General features: G+C 57.5%; 11 protein-coding genes and 1 pseudogene. 4 read left to right on the top strand and 8 right to left on the bottom strand.

Features of this window, described 5'->3' with window-relative positions; translation table 11 throughout:
• From NBV64_RS08115 to NBV64_RS08125, 3 genes are all read right to left on the bottom strand, one after another.
• Positions 1 to 1,893, bottom strand: coding sequence for a metallophosphoesterase family protein (locus NBV64_RS08115; protein WP_250757051.1), 1,893 nt, complete (start codon positions 1,891 to 1,893; stop codon positions 1 to 3).
• Between the two features lie 123 nt (positions 1,894 to 2,016).
• Positions 2,017 to 2,394, bottom strand: coding sequence for a hypothetical protein (locus NBV64_RS08120; RefSeq protein ID WP_250757052.1), 378 nt, complete (start codon positions 2,392 to 2,394; stop codon positions 2,017 to 2,019).
• Positions 2,395 to 2,417: 23 nt separating this feature from the next.
• Complete coding sequence (locus NBV64_RS08125; RefSeq protein ID WP_250757053.1) at positions 2,418 to 3,065, bottom strand: TetR/AcrR family transcriptional regulator C-terminal domain-containing protein; 648 nt, start codon at positions 3,063 to 3,065, stop codon at positions 2,418 to 2,420.
• Positions 3,066 to 3,163: 98 nt separating this feature from the next.
• On the opposite strand from NBV64_RS08125, the gene NBV64_RS08130 reads away from it, so the two are divergent.
• The 3 genes and pseudogenes from NBV64_RS08130 to NBV64_RS19140 form a co-directional block, all read left to right on the top strand.
• The gene (locus tag NBV64_RS08130) at positions 3,164 to 4,306 is read left to right on the top strand and encodes an HlyD family secretion protein (protein ID WP_250757054.1); all 1,143 of its coding nucleotides are present in this window, start codon (positions 3,164 to 3,166) and stop codon (positions 4,304 to 4,306) included.
• Between the two features lie 2 nt (positions 4,307 to 4,308).
• Complete coding sequence (locus NBV64_RS08135; RefSeq protein ID WP_250757055.1) at positions 4,309 to 5,835, top strand: MFS transporter; 1,527 nt, start codon at positions 4,309 to 4,311, stop codon at positions 5,833 to 5,835.
• A 154-nt stretch (positions 5,836 to 5,989) separates the two neighbouring features.
• Positions 5,990 to 6,160 (top strand): annotated as a pseudogene (locus NBV64_RS19140) (DUF4148 domain-containing protein); the annotation flags it as partial.
• 117 nt (positions 6,161 to 6,277) lie between these two features.
• Here the strand turns inward: NBV64_RS19140 and NBV64_RS08140 are convergent.
• Positions 6,278 to 7,399 carry an arabinose transporter gene (locus NBV64_RS08140; RefSeq protein WP_342467223.1) on the bottom strand — a complete coding sequence of 374 codons (1,122 nt, stop codon included), beginning with the start codon at positions 7,397 to 7,399 and terminating at the stop codon, positions 6,278 to 6,280.
• A 10-nt stretch (positions 7,400 to 7,409) separates the two neighbouring features.
• On the opposite strand from NBV64_RS08140, the gene NBV64_RS08145 reads away from it, so the two are divergent.
• On the top strand, positions 7,410 to 7,961 hold the full coding sequence (locus tag NBV64_RS08145; protein WP_250757056.1) for a TetR/AcrR family transcriptional regulator: 552 nt from the start codon (positions 7,410 to 7,412) through the stop codon (positions 7,959 to 7,961).
• A 327-nt stretch (positions 7,962 to 8,288) separates the two neighbouring features.
• Here the strand turns inward: NBV64_RS08145 and NBV64_RS08150 are convergent, their stop codons facing one another.
• Genes NBV64_RS08150 through dapD form a run of 4 tightly spaced genes read right to left on the bottom strand, consistent with a single transcriptional unit; the run spans position 8,289 to position 13,085 of the window.
• Complete coding sequence (locus tag NBV64_RS08150; RefSeq protein WP_250757057.1) at positions 8,289 to 10,214, bottom strand: ABC-F family ATP-binding cassette domain-containing protein; 1,926 nt, start codon at positions 10,212 to 10,214, stop codon at positions 8,289 to 8,291.
• Positions 10,211 to 11,134: a 50S ribosomal protein L3 N(5)-glutamine methyltransferase gene (gene prmB, locus NBV64_RS08155; protein WP_088452598.1), complete on the bottom strand. Its 924-nt coding sequence runs from the start codon at positions 11,132 to 11,134 to the stop codon at positions 10,211 to 10,213. The genes NBV64_RS08150 and prmB overlap by 4 nt, the downstream gene beginning before the upstream one ends.
• A complete protein-coding gene (dapE, locus tag NBV64_RS08160) occupies positions 11,128 to 12,264 on the bottom strand; it encodes a succinyl-diaminopimelate desuccinylase (RefSeq protein ID WP_009455735.1) in 1,137 nt (378 codons plus the stop codon). The genes prmB and dapE overlap by 7 nt, the downstream gene beginning before the upstream one ends.
• A 2-nt stretch (positions 12,265 to 12,266) precedes the next feature.
• A complete protein-coding gene (gene dapD / locus NBV64_RS08165; RefSeq protein WP_026482863.1) occupies positions 12,267 to 13,085 on the bottom strand; it encodes a 2,3,4,5-tetrahydropyridine-2,6-dicarboxylate N-succinyltransferase in 819 nt (272 codons plus the stop codon).
• Positions 13,086 to 13,374: the final 289 nt, after the last annotated feature.

Consider the following 13,374-nt stretch of genomic DNA (forward strand, 5'->3'; position numbering starts at 1 on the left):
TTACCCTTTCTTCTCCTGATCCGGAGGCAGAAATTCGGTAGGCGGCTTTTTATTGGCATTGTGATGCAGGATGCGAGCGGGGCGACCTTCCTCATCCAGCCAGATCTGGCCGATTCCGGAACCATTCCATACCCGTTCCCCCTGTTTGCGCTGATCCGGCAGACGCGGGCTGATGCTCAGGTCACGGCGTTGCGTAAACCAGTTCAGAGGGGATCGCGGCGAGTAGAGCCAGCGGTTCAGCCGATCCAGCCAGTTCAATAAAGCTTCCGGAAATTCGTTCTTGATGCCGCTGCTGGTGACTTGCCAGATATGTGGAATGTGCCCGCTATGGCGTACCTGTACATCGTAGACAAAGGAATAGTGCACATCGCCGGACAGAATCACATAGTTTCCGGGCGTGCGTGAATGCCTGAAGATGTTCAGCATGGTGTTGGCAGCCCCTCGGTGGGCCATCCAGTTCTCGGCGTCTACCGTCAGAGCAAAACCCGCGTACGTGCAGATGCTTTGTATGACTTCGATCAGCTTGACGCCAAACATGGGCGTGGGCGACACAATGATGGCGGCACGTTCATCCAGCAGTTCGTGCTGGAGCTCGGTCAAAGACTCCCAATCCATCAGTCCGGACGGGCGACTGGGCAAACGGCGCTTATGCCAGCGGCGTGTGCGTGTATCCAGCACGATCAGGGTAGGCTGGGTGCGCAGCACATAGTCCCATTGGCGAAACTCCAGCAGTTCCTTGATCAGCGCATCTTGAGTCTCATGTTCAAGACGCTGATATTCATCCGGCTGGCTGGTCCAGGCGGTCACCGTGTCCAATACCGACTCAAACACCTCGGGCCGGTTGCCCCAACCCTGACACAACATATAGGCGATCAGGGCATTGCCTACGATCTGCCGTGAAAAAGGATGGCCATAGGCGACGCTTTCCCATTTGGCGGACAGATTCCAGTCATCGGTGATGTCGTGGTCGTCGAAAATCATCAAGGTTTGCACGTGGGCCAAAAGGCGTGCTGCTTGGGGCAGGTCCTGACGGAAACCTTCCAATGCCAGTGACTCGCGTTGCCAGCGTTGCTGATGCTTGGGCTCCAGTTGAGGAGGCTCAGGCTCGGGAATGATTTGCCATGGGATGGGGGACCAAACCAGCAAATACATGGCCATGACTTCGGCCAGCGTGACCAAGTGATTGTGTGCGTTGGCAGTGGTGAAAATCGGTTTTTCCACACCACCAAAAAAGCGCTCGCGCAGATCTTCGTTGGATTTGAAGGCAGGCAGCAAATCCGCACGTCGGTAGTAGCTGGCGGGGTGCCGGTAAAGCGATTCACTATCCGAGACGACGGCGCCTTCCAGATATTCCCCATACAAGCCTAGCCGCTCAATCAAGGCATGAATGGCCGCCAGCATGGGGCCGGCCACATCGTCGGCGTAAACCTGGTCTCCGGACAGCATCAGCAAGGCAGGCCGGGCATGGGCTTGGGTAATGTGCTCACTCAAGACTGTGTCGGCCTGAGCCAAACCATCGCGCGAGGCGTGATGAGGCTTGCGGCACGAGCCAAACATCAGATTGTCAGCGCGGCTGGCCAGCACAAAGCTGGGCCGGGTTTGACCCTGGTGCAGCAGATGGGGAGCCCAATCAGCAATCCCTTGCTCCGGTCCACCTTCGATTGAGGCGAGCAAATCGTAGTGAACAAGCGTGTCTTGGGGCAGGGCTGTAGTTAGTGGTACATCCAGAAAGTGGATAAAGGCCTGCTTGCCCAACTGTACGATGCGACAGTGCTCGCTACTGAGCGAAATACGCTGGGGAGCGGCACCCTCTGCTTGCAGGACCAGGTCCAGGCTCAAGGCCGAGCTGCCAACCAGCCATAGCACCAGGCGCTGGGAATCGAGGCGACGCAAAATAGGGCCTGCCAGTACAGGCGGTAGTGTGGGGAGATGTGGGGAGAGACTCAAACGGGTGACAGTCAAAATCAGAAAAGATAATGGACAGTGTAGGGCCTATAAAGTTGCAACTCGTACTGCTTAGCTGTCTGCCACTTCCGGGCTGGCAGCCAGAAAAGCGGTAATTTGCGCGTCCAGATCGTCCTCATGCACCACGCGGACTGGAAAGCCGAATTTTTCGCTCAAAGGGGCGACAAAGGCATTCAAGGAAAAGGCCATCAAGGCATTGCTGACAACTACCAGGCTGGCGGCACAGGACACGCTCAGACGGCTGCGGTTGGCCTTGATCCATTGTGAGAATTCCTCCTTGTCCGTGCCTTCCTCTGCACCGGGCAGCTCGCGGGTCAACAAGACAAAGCGTCGTCCTTGATCCAGCAAGGCTTCCAGCTCCTCTTTCCAGTTGGAAGGGGCGCTGTTCGAGATCCAGATACGGGGGAATTCCTGTGTGGCAACGTGCATGGACGGGTCCTGAAAAGGTCTGTTTATGGTTTGTTTTGAATGCGCTGCTTTGTACCATCAATCAACAGGTTCAGGCCAGTGATAAAACGGCCCGTAAAGTCATCGGAAAAAATCGCCTCACGTGCCTGCCAGTTGCAGGGGTATTTTTCTTGAGCCAATTCTAAAAAAGCCTGTTTGCGTAAAGACAGGTCCAATGTGCTGCCCGGCCCAAGCGCCTGTTCTTCCATGACAAAACCCAGAATGTAGTAGATCAGGCTAAAGCTGGCCTCGGCAGCAAATTGGCTGTCTGCGCCTGCCTGCATGAAAGCGGACAAAAAGGCTTCGCTGGTGCGCAGCACATTGTCGGTGACTACATAGGTACCCGCAAAGACGCGAGCGCCGTCTCGCCTTTGCAACAGGGCCTGTCGGAACTCCAGGCCCAGATGCCGAACTTGTTCATCCCAGGCTTGGTCCGTTGGACAGTGACGCGCCACGTTTTCTACCAGAGCGTCAGCCATGCCATCAATCAAGGCTTGCTTGGCATTGAAATGCCAATACAGCGATGGCGCCTGGATATTCAGGGCCTGAGCCAGTTTGCGCAAAGTCAGGCCTTCCAGCCCCTCCTGGTCCAGCAAGTCCAGCGCTGTCTGGATGATGTGTTCACGTTGAATACGGGGCGCTTTTGTTGCCATGTTCTCTCCGATATTTGCAACCTAACGATGTTAGTGTATCATTCGCTCATAGACTAACAGTGTTAGGTTGTGATTTTTGATTGAGCAGGGATACGGTTATGAGCACCTCAACAACTTCGACGGAGCGCAAAGCACTGGGCCTGCGGCTGGCTCCTTGGCTGGGCTGCCTGGCCATGATTGGGCTGCTGATTCTGGCGACCACGCAGTGGAACGAGTGGACCAGTAGCCGCCGCATACAGAGCACTCAGAATGCTTACGTGAAATCCGATTTTGCGGTGCTCAGTGCCAAGGTTTCGGGCTACGTGAAAGCCTTGCCCTTGGGGGATTATGAGCAGGTCAAGGCGGGGGATCTGATTGCGCAGATTGATCCGGCCGATTACGAGCTGGCCGTGGCGGCAGCGCGGGCGGAACAGTCCAAGGCGCAGGCCCATCTGGACAATCTGGACGGTGAAATTGCACAGCAACAGGCGCGTATTAAACAGGCGCAAGCCAAGCTGCGCTCCGTGCAGGTGCGCGTGCGGCAATATCGTAATAATCCTTCGCGTCAGGCAAGGCTGGTCAAGGAAGGTGCCTTGTCACGGCAAGGCTATGAAAACGCCCAGGCCGATCTGGATGAGGCAATCAGCCAAGGGGAGGCCGCTACCGCGCAAGTGGAGCTGGCGAAAAACTCCCTGAAGGTTCTGCAGGGGCAGCGTGCGATTCGTACGGCTGATTTGAAATCGGCTGAAGCTGCCTTGGAGTCTGCTCGTCGCAATTTGGGCTATACGCGGATTGTGGCCCCTTTTGACGGGGTCTTGAACAAGCGTCATGTGCAAGTAGGCAGCTTGTTGAACCAGGGCACGCAGATTGTTTCCATCGTCCCCCTGGAGCAGGCCTACGTCATTGCAAACTACAAGGAAACGCAGCTTGCGCATGTGCAGCCTGGGCAGCCGGTGGAGTTGACCGTGGATGGCTTGCCCGGTGGCAGTTGGCGGGGGCGCGTAGTAGAGATTGCACCCATGAGCGGGGCCGAGTCTTCCTTATTGCCTGCCGATAACGCCTCCGGGAATTTCACCAAAGTGGTGCAGCGCATACCGGTGCGTATTGAGCTGGAGCCGGGCCAGGCACAGTTGGAGCGTCTGCGCCCCGGTATGTCGGCACAGGCCAGAATCGACACGGCGGGTTCCCACGTCGCGGCATATGACATGCCGGGTTTGAAACAGACTCGTCAACTGGCCGTCGTTCGGGCTCAGGAGGGCTGACCATGCCGTTCTCCAGGCTGATGGCTAATACGCAAACCGCACGCCCCATCCTGACCGTGATGGCGATCTTCCTGGGCGCGGTCTTGACCACCGTGCAAGGGCGTCTGTTTTCCGCTGCCTTGCCGGACTTGCGCGGCCAGTTTGGCTTGGATGTGCTGGAGGCGGCCTGGTTGGGAACGGCCTTGAATGCGGCGCAGTTGATCTCCATGCCGATTGCGCCCTGGCTGGCAACCGTAATCGGGCCGACCCGGGTACTGCTGGTGCCCAGCCTGCTGTTGGGCTTGGCCGCCTTTTTGATCCCTTTCTTTGCCCATCATTACCCCGTCTTGTTGAGCCTGCACGGACTGGCCGGACTTTGTCTGGGGATTTACCTGCCACTGACGATGTCCCTGGCTTTGCGCAGTGTGCACCCTCGGCTTTGGCTGGCTGTTATGGCAGCGTACAGCTTGCGTGTTTCAACCGGCATGGATGCGGGCTATGGCACGTCCGGTTTTTTACTGGAGGAGTTCAGTTGGCATTGGGTATATTGGCCCACTGCTTTTGTGGGGCCAGTGATTGCGTTTCTGGCCTGGAAAGCCATGCCGTTGACGCCTATAGATCGCGACCAATTGCAAAACGCCGATTGGGGCGGGATGGCCTTGTTTTGTACGGGTTTGGTGCTGGCCTTTGTCGGGATAGAGTCCGCGGAACGGCTGGGCTGGACTGATTCCGGTCTGGTTGTTTCTGCTTTGCTCGGTGGCGTGGTGCTTGTGGCGGCCGCGATAGGACGTGGCATGCGCAGGCAGAACTCCTTTGCCAGCCTGATGGCTTTGAGCAATCGAAATATCCGTGTGTGCCTGATTATTGCCTGCCTGTTCGGCGTGCTGATGACACCGACGTCTTTGCTGATCCCCAGCTTTCTGACCCAGATGGGGGACTTGAAGCCCCTGCAAGCGGGTGCTGCCACCTGGATTGCGTTTGGGGCTTACCTGGCCTCGACTCCGCTGGCGATCTATCTGGCCCGACGTCTTGAGCCACGCCTGATGATGATTCTCGGTTTAAGCATCATCGCCTTCACCGCCTGGTTGGGGACTCATATTAGCCATGACTGGCGTGTGGAGCAGTTTTTTTCGATCCTGATTTTGCAGTCTGTGGGCGAGAGCACCATGTTGATCGGCTTGATTGCTGCTTTTGTGACCAATCTGAATCCTCAACATGGAGTGGCTTTGGGGGTGTATGTCCCCACTGCTCGTGTCTTTACGCCCGTTGCCGCCGCCACGCTGGTGTCGACCTGGCTGCGCATGGCAGGCGATATCAGCCGCAGCAGTCTGAGTAGCCATCTTGTAGAGGGTGACCCTCTGGTTATGGAGAGGGCTTCGGACGGCGTGGCCGCCTTGGCTCGCGTTCTGGCTCGTGAATCGCAGGTCGCTGCGCAGATCAGCGCCTACAACCTGGTGTTTTGGTGCAGCTTGCTGGCCTTGTGTCTGGCCGTGCTGTTGCGTTCTTCACCCCCCAATCCCATTGCGCCTCCCTTTGCTCGACCTGTTTAGGTCCTGGCGGAGAGGCGGTTTTTTTTAATCAAGGAGATTCATTATGAAATTAGGTTTATGGACAGTGGCTTGCACGACTTTGATCGCTTCAAGCGCTGCTTGGGCGGCTGACGGAACTGCACAGGTGCAGGGCTAGAGCTACAGCAAAAGTCGCGCTCAGGTGGTTCAGGAGTTGCAAGAGGCTCAACAAGCCGGTTTGCTGAATTTTGCAGACGATGAATATCCAGTCCTGCCTGCGGGCAGTGCTCATAAGACGCGTCAGCAGGTTGTGCAGGAGCTGGAACAAGCCAGAAAACAGGGCCGCCTTTTGTATGTAGCCCCATAAGGCTGTCTTGAGCTGCCTTTGCGGTATTTTGTTTAAGGTTTAAAAAGGGACTGAGACTGCCTAACGGCAAGCTCAGTCCCTTTTGCTTTTATGAAATTGCTTTTGCGGGAACGGGTTTCAAACCTGGGCTATAGGATGACGCATCAAACGCAGCGCCACCAGTACAGACAAGCTAACGACCACTGCACTGAACAGATAAATCGCTTCCAGCCCCCAGGTTCCTGCGACTGCGCCCAGGGCAGGGCCGGTGACGCCCAAAGAAATGTCCAGAAAGGCGACATAGGCGCCCATGGCGACACCTCGGCTTTCGGGTGGTGCGCGGCGTACGGCCTCGACACCAAAACCAGGAAAGGCCAGAGAATAACCCCATCCGGTCAAGGCTGCACCCAGGTACGCAATGGCAGGGCGGTGGGCACCCCAGATCAGCAAGAGACCCGCTGCTTCCACCAGCACGCACAGCAAAGCGACGCGTGCCCCGCCCAGCTTGTCAGGCAGATGACCAAAGAACATGCGCGCAGCAATGAAGGTAAGCCCAAAGGCTGTGAATGCCAGCGAAGCATTGCCCCAGTTGCGATCAGCAAAGAGCAGGGCGATAAAAGCGGTCAGACTGCCAAAACCGACACTGCATAGCAGCAAGCCCATACCGGCGCCCCAGACCAATCCCAGGACTTGGTAGAAAGGGGTACGACGTAGCGCAGTGGGGGCGGTGGCGCGGACCTTAAGCAGCATCACCAGGGAAATCAAAGGCAACAGCGTGACGGCGACGGCGATACTGTTAAAACCGTACTCCTGGTTCACCACAACACCAAAAGGGGCGCCGACAGCATAAGCGCCGTACATGGCCACACCCACCCAGGCCATGACTTTGCCTGCATTTTGCGGGCCAACCAGACCGATGCCCCAGCTCAAGGCACCCGTCACAATCAGGCTTTCACCGCAGCCCAGCAAGATACGGCCAATCACCAGCACCCAGACCGATAGGGTTGGTGTGCTGACAAAGCTCAACGAAGCCAGATAGGCCAGGCCGGACAAGCACATCACCATCAAACCCAGCATGACGGCGTGCTTGGAGCCTTGTGTATCAGCCAGATTCCCGGCCCAGGCACGGGAGAGCAAAGCGGCTGCGAATTGAACACCGATAACCAGGCCCACGACCAGCGTACTCATCTCCAGCACATTGTGTACATGCAAGGGCAGTACGGGCAGGGGCAGCCCGATACTTAGAAAACTGACGAACACGGCTCGCGTTTTGTCCGAGCGTGGCTATGCCGGCACCAATACCAATGTGGTCGCGGAAGTGGCTGGAGTCAGCGTGGGGTCGGTGTATCAGTACTTCCCGAATAAGGACTCACTGATTGCCGCCTTGCATGAACGCCATGCTTTGCAAATGAACCAGGCTATGGAAAGCAGTCTGGCCGATACGCAGTCCCTGGGGTTGCGGGGGCGTTTGAGTGATCTGGTCAAAGCCTGGTTGGCCGCGCATCGGGTGGACCCGGAATTGCATCGGGTACTGGAAAAGGATTTTCCTTTCTTTGATGCGCCAGCCAGCGAGAGCCAGGCTGATCAAAGTATTCGTGACCGCATTCGTCAACTGCTGGAAGAGCACCGTAGCGAGGTTGCCCCGCAGGATCTGGATTTAGCCACCTGGGTAGTAATGCAAAGTCTGGAGTCCCTGATTCATGGTGCGATCATTCCGCCCGGTGTGCCGTATCCACCGGAGCAGGTGGAAGAGGCCATTGTGGACTTGCTGTGTGGATATTTGGGCTGTGCGGGCTGTGGGAATGGGGGTGAAGGGAGCTGAGTTGTCGAGCCGGTTCTCGAGTGAGTTTTGGCTCATATGAGTTTGTTGTTTGCTGGCCGGAATCAGCTTAGCTAAGGCATGCAGTGGACGATGTATTGCAGCAACACGAAGGATGGGGGGAGCATAGCCAGCTTTACGAGTGTATACCCCCTGTGCTCATGGTCCTGTCTCAGATCCCCAGGTGGCAGCAATCAGGTGCCTGCAGTCTCGCAAGGTCTCAATGTGTGTTTTACAGACCATCAAGAGCTTCCGTCAAAAAGGCGCCAATCCTTGTGGATATGGCGCCTTCTTTTTCAGGAGTTCACGAGCGGAACGGAGTCGATAGGCCTAGACCTGTCGCCCGATTTCTTCCATTGCTTCCTGAATTTCCAACCACTCTTCTTCCAGTGTTTGATGCGTCTTGGTGAGCTCACCATGTTCGGTCATCAAGGCGGGGCGTTGGTCCTTGTAGCTGTCGGAGTAAAAGTCGGGGTCTTGCATCAAGGTATCCAGTTCCTGCAAACGCAGCTGAGCTTTCTCCATGGCTGACTCCACTTTCTTCAAGCGGCTTTCCAGTGGCTTGCGTTGTTGGGCCTGCCGTTGACGCAGTTCGGCTTCCTGACGGCGTTGAGTCTTTCGGTCTGTGCCTTCAGCACCTGTATCCGCACGCGCTTCCTGGCGAGCTTCCGAGCGCGATTGCGCGCTGCGGGCCAGTAGCCAGTCGCGGTAGTCTTCCAGGTCGCCATCAAACTCCTGAACCTGGCCATCGGCCACGATCCAGAAAGAATCAACGGTAGAGCGCAGCAAATGGCGATCGTGCGATACCAGCAGCACGCTGCCACCGTAATCAGCCAAGGCTGTCGCCAGGGCCTCACGGGTATCCACGTCCAAGTGGTTGGTTGGTTCGTCCAGCAGGAGCAGGTTGGGTTTTTGCCAGACAATCAGGGACAGGGCCAGACGTGCCTTTTCGCCACCGGAGAAGGGGGCGGTCAGGCTGGTGACCATATCACCGCTAAAACCGAAAGAGCCCAGGTAATTGCGCAGTTCCTGCTCGCGCACATCCGGAGCCAGACGGGCCAGATGTTGCAGGGGTGTGGAGTCCGGGTCAATGGAGTCCAACTGGTGCTGGGCAAAGTAGCCGATCACCAGACCTTTGGATTCCAGGCGCTCGCCCCTGATAGGTTCCAGCTTGCCAGCCAGGGTTTTGACCAGTGTGGATTTACCCGCACCGTTCATCCCCAAAATACCCACACGGGCACCGCCGCGTACCATCAGACGGACCTGGCTCAAAATGGCCTTGTCCTGACCGGGGTAACCCAGATCGGCTTGATCCAATGTCAGCAAGGGATCGGGTGTGTATTCGGGCGAGGGCAGGCGAATGGAAACGCTTGAGTCGTCGCGCAAGAGCGTCACGGTCTGCATGCGGGCCAACGCCTTGACGCGGCTTTGTGCCTGCTTGGCCTTGGTGGCCTGGGCCTTGAAGCGATCAATAAAGCTTTGCAGGCGCGCGGCTTCACGGGTTTGACGCTCGTAGGCGATCTGGCTTTGTTGTACGCGCTCGGCACGTTGCATCAGAAAGTCGTTGTAGCCGCCTTTGTAGCGAACCAGCTTGCCTTGATCCACGTGCAAAATCGAACGGGCCACGGCATCCAGAAACTCGGTGTCGTGCGAAATCAGCAGGACCGTGCCGGGGTAGGAGCCCAACCAGCGTTCCAGCCAGAGCATGGCGTCCAAGTCCAGGTGGTTGGTAGGTTCGTCCAGCAAGAGCAGGTCCGAAGGTGCCATCAGGGCGCGGGCCAGGGACAGGCGCATTTGCCAGCCACCGGAGAACTCGCGCACAGGCAGCATCCACTGATCGGGGCGGAAACCCAGACCGGCCAGCAATTGCTCGGCACGCGAGGGGGCGGACCAGGCATCGGCTTCGATCAGGGCGTTTTCCAGTTCGGCAATGGCTTGGCCATCGCTGTCGGGCGTATTGGCACGTTTTTCCTGCAAGGCACGCAAGCGCTCGTCGCCATCGATAACAAATTCGCGGGCAGGGCGGTCACGGTCTGGAATGGTTTGGCGCACACTGGCCACTTCCCAGACTTCGGGGATGCTCAGGTCACCCCCGTCCAGATCCAGTTCGCCTTGCAGCAAGGCAAACAGCGAGGATTTACCTGCACCGTTCTTGCCCACAATGCCCAGGCGCTCGCCCGGGTTGACGATGAAATCAGTATTGTCCAGCAGGACTTTGACGCCGCGACGCAGCGTAATTCCAGTTGCGCGTATCACAGAGCCAGTTGCTCCCGGCTTAACAAGAGAATCTGGTCTTCAGCGGTTTCCGTGCTCAGCCAGATCGGCTCCAGCTCCGGGAAAGCAGCGATGAAATTGTCGTACTCATTGCCGATTTCCAATACCAGCACACCTTCGGGCGCCAGGAAGTTGGGGGCCGCTTCCAGAATGCGACGCACCAGATCCATACCATCGTCGCCGCCAGCCAGGGCCAGTTGTGGCTCGTGCTGGTATTCCTTGGGCAGGTTTTGCATGGACTGCTCATTCACATACGGTGGGTTGCAAATGATCAGGTCGTAAGCGCTTGGCGGCAATTGATCCAGCAGATCGCTCTTGTACAAGCTCATGCGATCGTTCAGCTCGAAGGCATCGATGTTTGACTGGGCCACTTCCAGCGCGGCGTCGGACAGATCCACGGCATCGACCTGGGCTTGCGGGAAGGCCAGTGCCGTCAAAATAGCCAAACAGCCCGAGCCAGTGCACAAATCCAGGGCGTTGTAGATGGCATCGGGGTCCGCAATCCAGGGTTGCAACTGCTCTGCCAGCAATTCAGCAATGGGAGAGCGCGGCACGATGGTGTCAGCGGTGACGCGGAAGCGATGGCCTTGCAGCCAGGCTTCGCCAGTCAGGTAAGCGGCGGGCACGCGCTCGTTGCAGCGTCGTGCGACCAGGGCCAGATAGGCAGCGCGCTCGGACTCCAGCACGGTGGCATCCAGATACGGGTCCAGCGTGTCCAGGGGCAAATGCAGGGTGTGCAGCAGCAGATAGGCGGCCTCGTCCCAGGCATTGTCACTGCCATGGCCAAAGGCCAGCTGACAGCGGTTGAACTGACTGACGGACCAGCGCAACAAGTCACGCACGGTGCGCAGTTCCTGCTGGGCTTCCAGCAGGGAGGAATGATCGATGCAAGGGCTTAACAAAGCAGGGATTCCAATGTACGGCGATAAATGTTTTTAAGAGGCTCAAGATCAGCCACAGCAACGTGCTCATTGATTTGATGGATGCTGGCGTTGAGCGGGCCAAATTCGACCACTTGAGGACAGATTTTAGCGATAAAGCGGCCATCCGAGGTGCCGCCTGTCGTGGACAGATCGGTTTCCACGCCGGTTTCGGTTTCAATGGCCTTGGCAAGAGCCTGGCTTAGCGGTCCGGCCTCAGTCAGGAAGGGTTCGCCACCTAGTGTCCATTCCAGTTGGAAGTCCACACGATGACGGCGCAGGATGGACTCCACTTCGGCTTGCAGACCGGCAGGTGTCTGCTCGGTGGAGAAGCGGAAGTTGAAATGCACATCCAACTGACCGGGGATCACATTACCCGCGCCGGTGCCGGCATGAATATTGGAAATCTGAAAGCTGGTGGGCGGGAAATCGATATTGCCGGCGTCCCACATGCGGTCTGTCAGTTCGTGCAGCGCAGGGGCGAATACATGCAGCGGGTTGATGGCCAATTGCGGGTACGCCACATGGCCTTGGCGACCCTTTACGATCAAGTGGCCGGACAGGGAGCCACGACGGCCATTTTTAATGGTGTCACCTAATTGGCGCGAGCAGGTAGGTTCGCCCACGATGCAGTAGTCCAGCTGTTCGCCACGTTCTTTCAGCACTCGGCAAACATGCACCGTGCCGTCGGTGGCCGGGCCTTCTTCATCCGACGTCAGCAGCAGGGCAATCGAGCCTTTGTGTTCAGGATGGGCCTGGGTAAATTCCTCAACTGCGTGGATGAAGGCCGCAATCGAGGCTTTCATATCCGCCGCACCACGGCCATACAGCTGACCGTCGCGCACGGTGGGTTCAAACGGGGGCGAGTCCCAGGCCGCTTCCGGCCCGGTAGGAACCACGTCTGTGTGACCGGCAAAAACAAACAAGGGCGCCAGGGTGCCACGGCGGGCCCACAGATTGGACACCGGGCCGCTGGGCAGATGTTCCAGGCTAAAGCCCGCTTGCTCCAGCCTTGCGCCCAGCCATTGCTGGCAGTGGGCGTCCTCAGGGGTGACCGAGGGGCGGGCAATCAGGGCTTTGAGGGTGTCTAGTACAGAATTGTCAGTGCTCATGTTCAGGCGCGAAGTAAATCATTAATACTGGTCTTGGCGCGGGTACGGGCATCCACACGCTTGACGATGATGGCGCAGGCCAGGCTGTACAGCCCATCGGCCGAAGGCAGGGAACCAGGGACCACTACCGAACCGGCAGGGACACGGCCCTGGTAAATCTTGCCTGTTTCGCGCTCGTAAATTTTGGTGCTTTGCGACAGGAAGACGCCCATGGCCAGCACCGAGTTCTCTTCTACGATGACCCCTTCCACCACTTCGGAACGGGCACCGATGAAACAGTTGTCCTCAATGATAGTGGGGTTGGCCTGCAGAGGCTCCAATACCCCGCCAATACCGACGCCACCCGACAGGTGAACATGCTTGCCGATCTGGGCGCAGGAACCAACGGTGGCCCAGGTATCTACCATGGTGCCTTCACCGACATAAGCGCCGATGTTCACAAACGAGGGCATCAGTACGACATCGGGGGCTACATAGGCGCCTTGGCGTACCACAGCACCGGGAACGGCGCGAAAGCCTGCCTGAGCAAACGCAGCCTGGTCGTGCTGCTCGAATTTCAGAGGCACCTTGTCATAGAAGGGAGCGGGCTCGCTGGCCATGACGCGGTTTTCGTTGATCCTGAAGGACAGAAGAATCGCTTTCTTGACCCAGTCGTTGACCTGCCACTGTCCGTCGATTTTCTCCGCCACACGCAGGGAACCGTAATCCAGCTTTTCGATCACGGTATGGATGGCCGTGCGCAGTTCAATGCTGTGTTCTTGGGGGGAGAGGGAAGCTCGCTGTTCCCACGCCGATTCGATCAGACTTTGGAGGTCGCTCATAGGCTAGGCTCTGTGAATGCAGGCCGTCTTTGGCAGTATCGGGATACAGAAGGCGCATGATGCGCGGTTTACCACCGCAGCGGCCGAGCTTGAATGGAGGCAACAGGATAACCGAGTCTGCCCCTTCCATGCACGGTTTTGTGGCTTTCTTTGTCGCTTTTGAGGACAGATGCGTGTGGGATGCAGTCTGTCAGCAAGGCCAGGAAGGTGGTGTGTTGGCCAAGTGAACTTCATGTGCAGATGTGAATGCGGAGGCCTGCAATATCTGTGTTGGATTTTTTCTGTTTAC

It is taken from the genome of Alcaligenes sp. DN25 (assembly GCF_023674485.1).
In the GTDB taxonomy this organism is placed as follows: Bacteria; Pseudomonadota; Gammaproteobacteria; order Burkholderiales; family Burkholderiaceae_B; genus Alcaligenes; species Alcaligenes phenolicus.

What these genes read in the sequence shown, in the direction of transcription:
- NBV64_RS08125 (WP_250757053.1), bottom strand. Translation starts at nt 3,065, where the DNA reads ATGGCAACAAAAGCGCCCCGTATTCAACGTGAACACATCATCCAGACA.
- NBV64_RS08130 (WP_250757054.1), top strand. Translation starts at nt 3,164, where the DNA reads ATGAGCACCTCAACAACTTCGACGGAGCGCAAAGCACTGGGCCTGCGG.
- dapE (WP_009455735.1), bottom strand. Translation starts at nt 12,264, where the DNA reads ATGAGCACTGACAATTCTGTACTAGACACCCTCAAAGCCCTGATTGCC.
- NBV64_RS08135 (WP_250757055.1), top strand. Translation starts at nt 4,309, where the DNA reads ATGCCGTTCTCCAGGCTGATGGCTAATACGCAAACCGCACGCCCCATC.
- NBV64_RS08120 (WP_250757052.1), bottom strand. Translation starts at nt 2,394, where the DNA reads ATGCACGTTGCCACACAGGAATTCCCCCGTATCTGGATCTCGAACAGC.
- dapD (WP_026482863.1), bottom strand. Translation starts at nt 13,085, where the DNA reads ATGAGCGACCTCCAAAGTCTGATCGAATCGGCGTGGGAACAGCGAGCT.